The organism is Paenibacillus sp. JMULE4, assembly GCF_013337105.1.
GTDB classification, from domain to species: Bacteria; Bacillota; Bacilli; order Paenibacillales; family NBRC-103111; genus Paenibacillus_G; species Paenibacillus_G naphthalenovorans.
The window spans coordinates 42,170-56,408 of sequence record NZ_SGWF01000002.1; the positions used below are offsets into that span (position 1 = coordinate 42,170).

Here is a 14,239-nt window from a genome sequence, read left to right on the forward strand (position 1 = left end):
ACGGTTAAGGAGCGGTCACAACCGTCACTCTGGTTCTCACTTCCGCCGAGCTTCCTTTATAAGCGATAAGATCAAAGCGGCCGACGTTGCCTGTGACGGTTACCCGTCCTTCTGCATCGATGCTCACTGTCCCTAATGGAGCGCCAGGATTCATTGGCTTTATATAGTCTACGCCGAATGAGTTGCCGAAGGCGTAGTTATAATTCACCGTATTGCTTCCTTTATAGCCGATGCCATAATTGTCTTTAAAAGAGAGGCCCATTAAGGTGTAGACATTTTCCGTCACCGAGCCGCCGGACGGCAGCGTTAGTACAGCCGTTTCGTTATCCGCCGTAAAAGAACTGACGGAAAGCGGGTCATCCTTAACGTTAACCTCTACGTTTGCTATTTTTTGTTCATTTTTTACCGTTGTGTATACTACACTGATATTCGTTTTACCCGCTTTACTGCCAAGAACATAAACGCTGCCGTTTTTAACGGCTGTTTTTACGATCTGTGTATCGGAAGCGGCAGCGCTCTGGCTAAAACCGTTAACGAAATAGATCTGTTCTCCCCGGGCGTTTTTAATCGTAAAAGACAGCTTTCTGGCAAACAGGCTCTGGGCAGGGTCGAGATGCGCATCCTGATAAGCCGCGGGAACGATGCTGCCGGGGCGGTATAAAGCCGGTACGGCATCCAGGAAATAGGTGAGATCATTCGATCTTTTGATCTGCACCGTTCTGGTTGCACGGGATATTTCTGTTCCATTCTTCAGCAATTGAGCCGAAAAGGTGTATGAACCACCCTCTTGCCCAGGAGGTGCGTAAAAACGGAATCCGTCGTTGAACGTTTCAAATTCAGCTCCGGTATATTCGAAAGCCGGACGATTGGCATGTCCCTTGGCCGGATCTTTATCCAATGTCAATCCATAAGTGGTCTCTGTAACGGTATCCGTAAACGTCGAGCCCGGATCAAGCCGGATGGAGTACACGTCGCCTCCACTGGCCACGATTTTACCCATAGCCACATTGTTGGCCGCGTCCAGTTCTTCTCCATATTGATCGACCACGGTATAAGTGAATTTGGTATAGCTTCCGGGAACAATCTCACTTGCAGGCGCCTTTACTTCTTTAAAACCAGCAGGAATGCGGGCATTCTGTACGGCATACTCACGGAAAAATGAAGCAGTCTTTCCTTGATCCATGATATCGGCGGTAATACGGATTTTACCGTTGGCCGGAGCGGTAATTGAAGTGAGCCAAATGCTGCCTTTGTTCTTGCCGGCCTTCTCAATCACCGCACCCGTGCCTAATGAACCGTCCCGCTGATCGGCCTGAGCACCGATTACAGTGATCCTGACCCGATCGGCGAAAGCGTCGCTGGTCAAATCTTCGAGACTCAGCTTGGCTCCGGACTCGTCATAGGCTGTAACCGGAATGTAGACGTTCGTGTCTCCATTAGCGATCACTTTGTTCATATCGCCGAATTCAATGGAAACCGCTTTGGCATAGGCTTGAACGGCAATTGTAACCGAAGCCGAGCCTCCCTGAACGTATACGCTGGCTGTATAATCCGCTGCAAGAAGGATGTCCTCAATAAGAGTGACGTGCGCCTGAATCGTATCGTCTCCCCGTTCATCCACAATATCATAACGGAAATTCGCCGTTCCGGGATGAAAGTGAAGACTTACGGCATCCTTCAGATTCGCCGTCCCCTGGCTGGCTTGAAGCGCTTCGCGCAGGGCGTTAAATCCCAGCACATTCCCATACTGGTCATATGGAATCAAATCGAATACGGCCTTCTGTCCCTTTGTCTTAATCGCCGTCCGGCTGTCCGAATAGGAAACCTCACCCGCCTTCAGCGTCGTCACCACCGGCTCGGCGCCTATAGTAAAGCTTTTTTGCACGGCGATATTCGTATCGTTATGCCGGAGATTAACGTGTATAAGAGTGGATCGCGAATTCAAATGGTACGTCAGCGTATCCAGGGTGAGTCTCAAATCCCCATCCGGTGTTTTGTCCAATCTCGGATGCAGCGCCGAACTGTCATTTACCGTATAGGAGAACGAGGCGGGCGAGAAGGAAGCTTTTTGCCCATACTGATTGATCGCCTTTAACCGAATCGAGGCATAGCGCGATTTGGCCAGCATTTCACTTTCCGTAACAAATTCAATGCTTGTTACAGTTTCGTTGTCCGCTGTAAATTCCGCCTCGATTTGCTCCACATCCTCTTCCCTCAATCCTCCCAGCGTCACCTTGTACCGGCCCGCGGTAAGCTTGCCTTCCTTCAATGTAAGAACGGCGGAGGGGTGCCCCTCTGTATATGCAACCGTCGCCGCCACTTCCACACCGTCCTTTGTTAAGACCAGTGTAGCCGTATCCGGATCCACTTGCCGGTTCAACTGTACCTTCACCTTGTTGTAATCGATCGCTTCCGCCGAAACAACAGAGACCTTCCCGGCTTCGGCTGCATTCAATTGCAATTGGTATGCTTGGTGAGCCTGATAGGAGGCTTTGATAAAATCTTCCCGGGTTGCAGCCTCATCTCCGGCTTTGCCTCCAAAATCGATGCCCTGCGTTTGGGCTGCCTGCATATAGCCGGTGTACCAGGCTTCATTCGGTCCGGTTGGAGCGGCTTTTATTCCCAAGCCTCTGACCAGGATGGCAGCAAGCTGGCCCAGCGTGATCGACCCGTCAGGATCAAAACGCGCTTGATCGACGCCTTCGATCAGTGAAGCCTGTTTGGCCGCTTCGATGTAAGGAATTCCCCATGCGTGTTCGGGGGATTGAGCGCTGACATCCGTAAAAGTAGACTTTTGAACCGATGAATCTACAGGTATGCCAAAGAGCTTGGTCGCTATTTTGGCGGCCTGCACCCGTGTCAGCCGGTCGGCCAGCCCGAAGTGGTAATCGGACATGCCTTCGACATAACCTTGGGCCAGCATGAAGTCCACGATTTTTCTCGTATCGGCTTCAATAGAATCCAAATCTTTAAAATGTTCCGAGGTTTTAACCTGAGGATGGGAATAACCGGATGAGGTATCGGACGGACTCGCCGCATTGGCCAAGGCCATCGGATACACGAGAGACATCGCTATAGTGGATGCCATAGTAAAAACTAAGAAAAACCTGGCCGCTGGCCAGGTCCTCTAAAATCCTTGTGCAAACCCATACATTTGAGCGTGGGGAGGGATGGGTATGGGGTTCCAACCGCTCTTGAAATCGTGTTTTATTGAATTGATTAGGCGGAAATAACACGATTTCAAAGGCGGCCCGTAAACTTTCCACCCCATACCCATTCCCTCATCTGATCGACTTCGAACTCTCTTCCACTTCTCTTTTCCTTAACCGATCTTCGATGCGGTATTCATATCCATGAACACCCTTATAGTATTCCGGATACATTTCTCCACCACAGGATTCACAAGCGAATTGTGGCGGAACTTCCGGATCCCCATCGTCCATCATGTCAAAATCTCTGACCACACTAAGCGGTATTTCTTCGCTCTGCGAGCACGTCATACATAGATATTTGACGACCTCTTTGGACTGCAGGTGCTTGCTTAGGCTTAACTGCGTTGGTTTCTTCTTCTTCGCTGGTTTTCGTTTCTTCGATACCGGTGAGATCGTTAATCATCCTTTCTAACACCGCCTTGCTTTTTGCACAAACGGCATGCTTTACGACAAGCTGCCCCTCTTCAAGGCAGACTTCTCCCTTGTACTCATAATAACATTGGCATTTTGGACAAACCATAGGGTCTTTCCCTGTCTGCGCTTTGATCCGTTCTTGCCAGTTCCGCCGACGAATCAGCTTTTGTACCTTCACAATCGTCTTCTTAACCTTCTCCTGCCATGTCTGTACTTTTTCTTTACATTCTTTCTTGATCCGCCGCGCGTATAGTCCATAATGGCGGATCATCTTAAAATGCTCATCTGGAATATGACGAATTAACCGCGAAATAAACTCCTCCACGGTTACTTTCTCTTCTTTTTCCATATCATCCGTCTTGTCATGGTAGCGAAATACGACATACTCTCCATCGTATTCCTTAATTCGCTCGATCGCTATGGCCGGACGACGGATATAACGTCCAATGTACCCCAGTTGCGTTTTTACGTCCCCTTTCTGTTTTGGGCCATGTACATAGAAGCCTTCCTCATTTTCGGAGTAGGCTTTTTGCAGCAACGGCTGTACCTGTTTCTTCTGCTCTTCCGTTAAGTGACGGCGAATGAGCTTCAGCACCACCGTCTGCCATTGTTTTCGCAGTTTCTTAAACGGAATGTAGTCGTAGGTCTTCCACTCCCCGTTCGCTGTCATACCTCCCATTGTCACAAGCATATGCACGTGCGGGTTAAAATTCAGTTTCGATCCGAAGGTATGTAAGCCTGCAATAATCCCAGGCGTTACTTTATGTTTCTTCTCAAAGTGTTCTTGAACCAGTCGGGCTGCTTCGTCCATGAACTCTTTCAGCATTTCCCGGTATTTCAGAAAAATGTCGCGTAATCCTTCATCGATGGTAAGGATGACATGCCTATGGTTCACTTGAAACACGTCTTCCGCCATCACACGGCTCCACTCTTCTGTTTCTCCGCATGAGCACGTCGTACAGAACCGTCCCTTACAGCGGTAAGGAATTTTTCTCGTGTCATGACACCCTTCACAAACCAGCAACTTAAAGCCGTTCCTGGGATTCCCGCAACCAAGAAATTTCTCGATCTCTTTAACGACAACCAGCCGGATTCGTGTTTTATTCTTTTCATAAAACTGGGGCCAATGCTCCAGAAAGATCCGTTTCAGTACGTTCGTCTCCATGTCCTTAGCATACCGAAAATTTCTTAGAAAGGGTACCCCCTTACGCTTTAGTTCTGTAAAGGACTTAAAGATTCTGATATGTTTAGAAAGGGTACCCCCTTACGCTTTAGTTCTGTAAAGGACTTAAAGATTCTGATATGTTTAGAAAGGGTACCCCCTTACGCTTTAGTTCTGTAAAGGACTTAAAGATTCTGATATGTGGACAAAGACTTATACATAAAAACAATTCATCCTTTCACCACTCGTTGATAAAGATAATCATTATCAACAAGAAGTATAAGTTACGCCTTGTCTTTTTGTATATGATCTTTTCGGACAGGTTTTAAATCATCGGCGTCCGAATGCTTCACGGAAGAACATGCCCACAAATACCCATGATTTGATCAAGAATCATTCCATGATTGTAAGCCGTGTACTCGAACCAAGGGCCAATGGTAACGATATGAACCCGCTGTCCGCGAACAGCCTTTAAATTCTTCCAATGCTGCGTCTGCTGAAGTTCATGCCAGTTTACTCTTGACATGACATCCTCTGACAGCAGGATCAGTATGCGCCCGGCCTCCCAATCCTGTAATTCATCCGCAGTCATCCGTATAAAGTCTGAAGGGAGCTGATCGATGCGACGCGGAGCAAAGGGCAGCGCAGCCGGATCCTCTCTCCGGTTTACCCAGCGGTAGCATCCTTTTCTATCGATCATGATCGTAAGCAGATCATCCTGACGGATCAGGCGGTTTACCTTATCCGAGACAAGGCCGGCCTTGTCGTCATACTTATCGAGCCATGCCTCCGCTTCTCTTCCCCGATCCAGAAATTCCGCTATCAGACGCAAATGGTCACGCCAGCTTCCGGTCAGCCAAGGCACGAAAAACGTCCGCGCGATCTGCCCAAGCCTTTCTTGCTCCTCCGGCGTTACGTAGGCATCGATTCCAATGATGCAATCGGGGCCAAAACGGCTCAGCGCCTCGCGGTTAAAATCATACCGGTGTCCCAAGGGTACCGTAACGTCGGCCCCGTATTTTCTGCGGTAGTGGTCGGTCCAATACTGGTCCATCGGGGCTGCCTGCGGAATGATATGAAGCGGCAGCAATTGCCCCAAGTTAGACCAATTGTATGCCGCCACTTTCATTTGCCGGTTTTTCAGATAAAGGGCAGGCGGAATGCCCACCTGCTTTCTAAACATGCGCCTGAAGTGACTCTCGTTGTTATATCCGGTCTGCCGCGCAATTTCTTCTATGGGCATGCAGCCCTTTTCCATCAATTGTTTCGCCTTATTCATACGCAGCTCATTAATGTAATCCATCGCGCTAATTCCGTAAGTATCCTTAAACAACCGCCTAAAATGACGGGAACTGACCTGCATCGAGCCCGCCAGCTGTTCTATGTCGATAGCCTGTTCATAATGCCGCTCCATGAAAGCTTTTGCAGCTACAAGCTCCTTGTTCCAGCCCTTGACGTTTTTTAAAAGACGGCTTTGCATGATGCTGTAAAGCAATTCATGAAAAGCGGCCTGACTGCGCAGGCGCTCCATCTTGTTTTTACTGTGCCAGCAGCGGGCCATCGTATCGCAAAGTGCAAGATCGGCGTGGCTCGGAGTGAAGTCAAAGTCGCCGCTGAACGGAAATAAGCTTTCCGAACGGTCCGGTGGATCGTTGGCTGTCTCCAACACTGCAAATCCGGATTCGAAACAAACGATATATATCCCGTCCTCATCCTGAACGGCGGCTTCTGCCCGGACCTCTTGACCCGCCCTGCATACCACGATAAATCCGGGCCGCAGTCCATAATTGTGACCGTTGATGCTTACATGGCCCAGCCCGCCGATCGGGATAAAAAGCATATGGAAATCCAGCTTATTCGATTTAAAATTCCAGCACGTATTACGCTTCTGTATATGCCAAACATCGTGGAGCTTAAACCACATGTTCTCCATTGGTGTATATGCCGCTTGATCGTTGATGAATGTCGAAATCATGATCCCATGACTCCTTTCTATATATCGACGGCTATTGCAATATCATTACAAAGTCACATTCTAATTGATAATGATTATCAACGTCAATGTTTTTTTTGCAAGAACCCCATTTTGTTCACAAAAAAACGCTCCATAAAAAAGCCTTTGAGCCCGAACGGTTCGGACACAAAGGCATTTTGCAATTTTTTCCGGCGAACCTTATGAACCATGCTCGCACGGGAATTATCCTTTTACAATCTCCAGCAGCTTCTCGTAATTATTGACCACATCGTACTTCAATTGTCCCGTGCTTAATCGGGCAAAATGCTTGCGGGCACATTCGATCTTCGCCTTCTCCACTTCTCTCAGTTCCATCGAGTCGATCGAGCCCTTGGTCTCCGCAATAAAGTAAATGTGCCTTACCGTGCCTTCCTTGAACACAATGGCCCAATCGGGGTTGTAATTACCTACCGGAGTCGGGATGAAGAAGCCGCGCGGCAGCTTGGCATAAATCTGCACTTCCTGGCTCGTATCCAGCGCCTGGGCGAAGGCCCTCTCGATTTTGGAATCGGTCACGACATAATCGTAAATGTGCTTCTCGGCGGAAACGGCATTGTGGCCCAACTGTCCCTTCAGCGTATTTTGGGTAAATATGTCCGTATGGAACGTCTCATTCACAACGTCATAGGTGATCGATTCAATGATGGTAGTCGCCTTTTGTTCATTGATCAGCTTGGCCGCCCGAATGATAAATTCCTCCGGGTTTTCCCTGAACTGCTGAAAGGTGTTCTGCTTCACTCCAGCCAGGATAGACGCAATCGTCTTTCGTGTGAGCCGCGTCTCATCCATCAGCTTGCCGATCAAATCGTATTTGATCCTAGAGGACGCCTCCTTGTGAACAAACTCCGTCTGCGTCTTTCGGGTCACAAACGCCTCACCCTGCCTCAACTGCTCCCTTGACTCGATCCGGTTCATTACTCCATGCTGGACGGCATAACGTACGGAGGGAACCCGCAAGTCGGCATCCAATGCCGCGATACAATTTCGAACCAGCTCGCCAGAATCGAACCGGACGGTATAGACCGATTTGCGGTTGATCCGATCCCACAGCTCCTTAAACTCTTTTTTGTAGAAGTTGCCGTTCACGGTGACGGACGGGATATTGCGGTCCCGGTCATTCTCCGTCATTTCCTCCTTGCCTGCTGCATATATCGTTTTGATCATCTCGATGAGCGGTTCTTTATAAGGCAACAGTTCATTAGGCAGCTTGACGTCTTGCCGTTCAACTGCGGCATAATAATCATCCGTTAACCGGAACTGATCGTCGACATAGCCGTTCTTTATGAATGTATACTGCAATTTGGCGGCCAGCTTTTCTCCGATTTTCAATGGCTCGCCGCGGGCGTTTGTTAACACCTTGTCCATAAAGAAGCCCATATCCGCCTTGCGGGGCCGGTCCGATAAAGCAGCGGCAATTTCATGCTGGAGCTGCTTGGCGAATTGCTCATAGGATTCGCTGGCGATTACTGTCAAGACGTTGATCTCATGCACGTCGATACCGGGGACGCTGGAATCGATCCGCTCCCCATGCCGGTTGACGCACAGTCTGAGGCCCCGGCCTACCTCCTGCCTTTTTTTGACGGCGGAATCGCTGTACTTCAGCGTGCATATCTGGAACACGTTCGGATTATCCCAGCCTTCTTTCAAGGCGGAATGCGAGAAAATAAACCGTGTCGGTTCCTCGAAGCTCAGCAGCCTCTCCTTGTCCCGCATGATCAAATCGTAGGCGTCGGCATCATCCGAATCCGTCTCTCTGGCGGATACTTTGGAATCAATGAACCGGCTGCTCCTCTTGTCGATGGAGAAGTACCCTTTGTGCGTCTCTTTTACATGAATTCCGTTTAAATACTGAACGTACGGATCGTCCGAACCCAGCGACAGCTGCTCGTTCAGGAGATCCATATATTCCTCTTCGAACATGCCGGCGTACACGCCATTATGTTCGCTGCCGTCCTGATCATACTGCCGGTATTTGGCAACCTCATCGATGAAGAAGAGCGACAGCATTTTGATCCCTTTATAGAACAGCACCCGCTCCTTCTCCAAATGGGATTTAATCGTTTCCCGAATCTGGATTCGCCGCAAATGCAGCTCGCTCACGTCGCCCTGGACGTCACCGGCCCGCAGCGTAACCCCGTTAATGAAGCTCACCGTATTGTTCCGACCGTTGATTTCGGACACCTTATAGCCTCTGTACTGTTCCAGCCGGCCGGATAATGGATACATGTCGTCGCCGCTTCTGATTCTCAGCGTTTTTTTGCTCAAGCCGGTTTTTGTGCGGATTTCCAGCTCAAGCCGGGCTATGGGAGCATGTTTATCGCTGACATCGATGCCTTCGAGATACAGGTAGCTTTCGGTTCCGCTTGTCCCTTTCACCGAGATGCCCTTGACGCTGATCTTTTTCACGAGCTTCATATTGTATGCATCCAAGGCGTCGAGCCGGTAAACCTTGTTATATTCCTCCCGGTGGGTAGCCGAATATCGCAGGGTGAACAGCGGATTGAATAATTTGAGCGATTCCTTGGTCTTCTGGCCTTCCACCGATTGCGGCTCGTCAATGATCAGGATCGGATTCGTGCCGGCAATCACATCCATGGGTCTGCGGGTATGGAATTCATCCAGCTCCATGTAAATCCGTCTTGCATCCTGCCCTCTGGCTGCAAACGCTTGCGAATTAATAATCATGACATTGATGCCGGCATCGGCGGCAAACCTCTCGATATGATGCAATTGCTTGGAGTTGTAGACAAAATATCGAACCTTCGACCCGTATTCGGCCATAAAATGATCTTCCGTCATTTGAAACGTCTTGAGTACGCCTTCCCGGATGGCGATGGACGGGACAACGATGATGAATTTGCTCCATCCGTATTTCTTGTACAGCTCAAACATCGTCCGGATATAGGTGTAGGTCTTGCCCGTACCGGTTTCCATTTCGACCGTCAGGTTATATTGGCCTTCGAGCCGCTCCGATATTTTCAATCCGTTCTCGCGTTGTACGGCTTGGATATTGCGGAGTATGTCATGATCGGGCAGCTTGATGGCATGATTTTTAAATCCATATTCCGGTTCGTTATTTGCCGTTTGAAACAAATCCCCCGCATATTCGGCCTTCTGCCGTCTGCCCTTATCCAGCGTGAAACGGGAGGATTCGTTAGGCTGCCCGTAAAACGCGCCGACAACGCTTTTGACGGCATCCAGCTGAAACGGTTGGTGCTTGAATTTTATTCTCATGTCAGCTCACCTTCCTTACAGCACCTGGATTTCCGTGCCCGGAGAAAGCAGCTTGAACAGTTCTTCCACGTTGATGCGTGCGGCGTCGTCCCTAAAAGAGCTGTCGCGGAATACGACACGCTGAGGCTGTTCCATTGCAATCTTCTTCATGACCGATTCCGTGATGTCTTCATCGAAGCAGGCGATCAAGGAGCCGCCTGCCACATGATGAACGGTCTTCCCTTCAACTTCCTTTGTTTCCATGGGCAATGAAAGCTCCAGGCCGCATTCCAGCATCACTTGAACGAGCAGATCTTCCCCGGTCCGGTCTTCCTTGATGTTGGATGCCAAATCCGCAAGATCCACTTGACCCAGCTCGGCCGGCGTATAGTAGACATCCTTCATATTGGAGGAATCCGTACGGTATACCCGGAAACCATAATCAATGTCCGCTCCGGTCTCCTCTTTGATTTTCCCGGCGGCGCGGCGGATGCGCTCTTTACCCAGCTCCGTTAAGTAATGAGGGCGGTTCAGTTCGTTTAACGTATCTATCGCATTTTTGAAGATCATTTTCCGGTTTTGTTCGGCCTGATTGTACATCGCGTCAATATCTTCCTGCAGCTGCACCAGAATAAATTTTCTGCGGCCGTTATCCTCCGCGTTTAATTCCATGATCGCATGGGCCAGTGTACCGGAGCCGGAGAAGAAATCGAGGGCCAGATCCTCGGAGCCTATGCCAAAGCCGATCAGATGCTTGATTAAGCTGACGGGCTTCGGGTTAGAAAACACGTCTTTGCCGAATAGCCGGAGCAAATCGCTGCTGCCGTCGCTGGTTGTTCCATTCTCATCCAGCATGGCGCCGGATTTATAGATGCTTCTGGGCGTCTTGCCTTTGGGCAATCGTTGTTTAAACTGGACCGACCAGTTCTCGCCGACTTTAATGATCCGGATTTCTCCTTTGGCCAGGTCTTCTTTAAACCTTTTCTCCGACCGGAGCCAGCTGATCGGATTGCCGTTTTCGTCCAATTCCAGGACGGTGCCGTCCGGGCAGGTAATCGGATAATATTGCTTCCCCGATTTTCTTTTAAATGTGTCCCAATAAAATTTACCTTCCGAGTCTTCCTCTTTGTAGCGCTTCAAATAGTCGTCGGAGTACATTTCATAAAGCTCATCGACCATCTCTTTATTTTTGGCGTAAACCAGAATATATTCATGCTCGACGGCGACATGCCTGGAATCGTTTCCCCCGCCCTTTTTATTTTGCCAAACCAGGTCCGCGATATGGTTTTTGATTCCAAATATCTCATCGCACAACAGGCGCAGTCTTGGATGCTCGCTTTCGTCGATACTGATAAACACGATTCCGTCGTCTCTTAACAAGTTCTTGGATACTTTAAGCCGGGAATACATCATGGTTAACCAGTCACTATGGAATTTTCCATTGGATTCGGTATTCTGAACCAGTCTATTCCCTTCGGAATCGACTTGTCCCGACGCCGCCAAATAGACATCGGCAGACGATTTGAAATCGTCCTTATAAATGAAATCCTTTCCTGTATTGTACGGGGGATCAATGTAAATCATTTTAATCTTATGTAAATAGGACTCCTGCAGCAGCTTCAGCACTTCGAGGTTGTCGCCTTCGATGTACAGATTTTGCGTGCTGTCCCAATCGACACTGTCTTCTTTGACCGGCCGCAGCGTTTTATCGATGGGCGTATTGGCGTTGAGGATCGCCTCTTTCTTGCCCGGCCAGGTCAGCTGGTATCGTTCTTTCTCTCCTTCGACAAGGACATCGGACAGCTCCTGTTTTAACAAATCAAAATCGATCGCGCGGATCAATTTCCCTTGACGATCTCTTGTCTCCGTAATCACATTGGGAAACAGCGCCGCTATTTTCTTGAGGTTGACTTGTGTCGTATTGAATGTTTTCATAGCCAATTGATTCATGAGTTTGCCTCCTGTGTTTCCCCTTGGTCATCCAGCACTATTTTTCTGTATATTACTTATTCTTCTGTCTACAGGAAAGTCCTTCTTTGGACATATCCCATGCACGGTGCGTCAGGGAGACAACGACAAATAACCCGACCCGGGCTTGCGCCCGAATCGGGTTATTCTGTTATATTAAACCATGATTTTGCAAATATCGTTGGTGAATTCGACGGGATCCTGGATCGGCAATCCTTCGATTAACAGTGCCTGGTTGTACAACAGATTTGTATACAGATTGAGTTTCTCTTTATCGTTTGCATAAGCATCCTTTAAGGATTGGAATACCTCATGATGGATGTTGATCTCCAGAATCTTGTCCGCTTTGACATCCTGGCCGCTAGGCATGGCTTTGAGGATCTTTTCCATTTCAATCGTTAATTCGCCCTCCGTAGACAGGCAGACAGGATGGGTCTTCAGTCTCTTGGATGCTTTGACATGCTTCACTTTATCCTTCAGTATGTTTTTCATATATTCAAAGAGGTCTTTGGTTTCGCCCTCTTCTGCATCCGACGTGTTTTCGCTTGCATCCGATTCAATTCCCAGGTCGCCGCTCGATACCGATTTAAATTCTTTTTCTTTATAGGTCATGAGCATTTTGACGGCGAACTCATCGATATCATCGGTAAAGTATAGGATCTCATATCCCTTGTCGGCTACTAGCTCGGTTTGAGGAAGCTTCTCGATGCGTTCAATCGATTCCCCGGAGGCATAGTAGATGTATTTTTGATCCTCAGGCATTCTCGACACGTACTCATCCAGGGTGACCAGCTTCTTCTCTTTGGAGGAGTAGAACATCAGCAGATCCTGCAGCATCTCTTTATTGGCGCCGAAATCGCTGTATACCCCGAATTTCAGCTGTCTGCCAAAGGCCTTATAGAATTTTTCATACTTCTCTCTTTCATCCTTCAATAAGCTTTGCAGCTGGCTCTTGATTTTGTTCTTGATGTTTTTGGCGATGAGGCTCAATTGCCGGTCATGCTGCAGAATCTCTCTGGAAATGTTGAGCGATAAATCCTCGGAATCCACCATTCCCTTAACAAAGCTGAAATAGTCGGGAAGCAGATCGGGACACTTATTCATGATCAGCACATCGTTGGAATACAGCTCCAGGCCTTTCTCATATTCCTTCGTATAATAATCGAACGGCGTATTCTCCGGGATAAACAGAATGGCATTATACACCACGGCACCGTCGGCACTAATATGAATATGCTTTAGAGGCTTATCGAACCCGTAGCGTTTCTCGGTGTAGAAATTTTCATAGTCTTCCGGCGTAAGCTCGTTCTTGTTTTTCCGCCAAATCGGAACCATGCTGTTGATGGTTTGTTCTTCAACATATTCTTCGAATTCATTGTCGCTGCCTTCTTTAGGCCGCTGCCCTTTCACATCCATCTTTATGGGGTACCGGATAAAATCGGAGTATTTTTTGATAATCGATCTTAAACGATACTCTTCAAGATACTCGTCGTATTGATCCTCTTCCGTATTCTCTTTAATTTTCAAAATAATATCCGTACCTGCCGTCGCTTTCTCGCATGGCTCAATCGTATACCCGTCTGCTCCTCTGGATTCCCACTTATACGCCTCATCGCTGCCCAAAGCCTTGCTGATGACCGTAACCACTTCGGCTACCATAAAAGCAGAATAAAATCCCACCCCGAATTGACCGATGATATTGTGCCCATCCTTCAATTCGTTTTCTTTCTTGAATGCCAATGAGCCGCTCTTGGCGATAACCCCCAGGTTATTCTCCAGCTCCTCTTTGGTCATACCGATCCCCGTATCGGAGATGGTCAATGTCCGGTTGGCCTTATCCGGCTTTACTTTGATGTAATAATTGTCTTTATCAAAAACCAATTGATCGTCGGACAGCGCTTTATAGTAGATTTTGTCAATGGCATCGCTCGCATTCGAGATCAGCTCTCTTAGGAAAATTTCTCTCTGCGTATAAATGGAGTTAATCATCATTTCCAATAATCTTTTGGATTCGGCTTTAAACTGTTTTTTGGCCATGATTCGCTCTCCTTTCAATCCGTTCCGCGATTAGCACTCTAAGCGCCTGAGTGCTAACTCTCCTTTTTATATTACATAGACGATTTTTTGATGTCAATATACAGTAGAATTTTTGAGTCCGGTCAATTGACTATATGGCCCCCCATAAATTACTTTTCCATCAGCAGTGAAACTCATGGTTTGTTCTGCTACTTTATATGTCCCATTTTCTCTTTTTAC

6 protein-coding genes are annotated in these 14,239 nt (G+C 48.2%); all 6 read right to left on the reverse strand.

All coding sequences use genetic code 11. From position 1 onward, the window contains the following. Nucleotides 1-4: 4 nt before the first annotated feature. The 6 genes from EXW96_RS00895 to htpG all read right to left on the reverse strand — a co-directional run bounded on the left by EXW96_RS00895 (nt 5) and on the right by htpG (nt 14,020). Nucleotides 5-3,070 (reverse strand): S-layer homology domain-containing protein, encoded by a 3,066-nt coding sequence (locus EXW96_RS00895; protein WP_174349616.1) that lies wholly within the window; start codon nt 3,068-3,070, stop codon nt 5-7. Between the two features lie 395 nt (nt 3,071-3,465). Next, a complete protein-coding gene (locus EXW96_RS00900; protein ID WP_254611157.1) occupies nt 3,466-4,791 on the reverse strand; it encodes an IS91 family transposase in 1,326 nt (441 codons plus the stop codon). Nucleotides 4,792-5,137: 346 nt separating this feature from the next. After that, entirely contained in the window at nt 5,138-6,763 is a 1,626-nt protein-coding gene (locus tag EXW96_RS00905) for a helix-turn-helix domain-containing protein (RefSeq protein ID WP_174349617.1), read from the reverse strand. Nucleotides 6,764-6,985: 222 nt separating this feature from the next. After that, a complete protein-coding gene (locus tag EXW96_RS00910) occupies nt 6,986-10,036 on the reverse strand; it encodes a type III restriction-modification system endonuclease (protein ID WP_174349618.1) in 3,051 nt (1,016 codons plus the stop codon). 15 nt (nt 10,037-10,051) lie between these two features. Beyond that, nucleotides 10,052-11,965, reverse strand: a complete 1,914-nt coding sequence (locus EXW96_RS00915; RefSeq protein WP_174349619.1) for a site-specific DNA-methyltransferase — start codon at nt 11,963-11,965, stop codon at nt 10,052-10,054. Nucleotides 11,966-12,139: 174 nt separating this feature from the next. Further along, complete coding sequence (htpG, locus tag EXW96_RS00920) at nt 12,140-14,020, reverse strand: molecular chaperone HtpG (protein ID WP_174349620.1); 1,881 nt, start codon at nt 14,018-14,020, stop codon at nt 12,140-12,142. Nucleotides 14,021-14,239 lie beyond the last annotated feature (219 nt).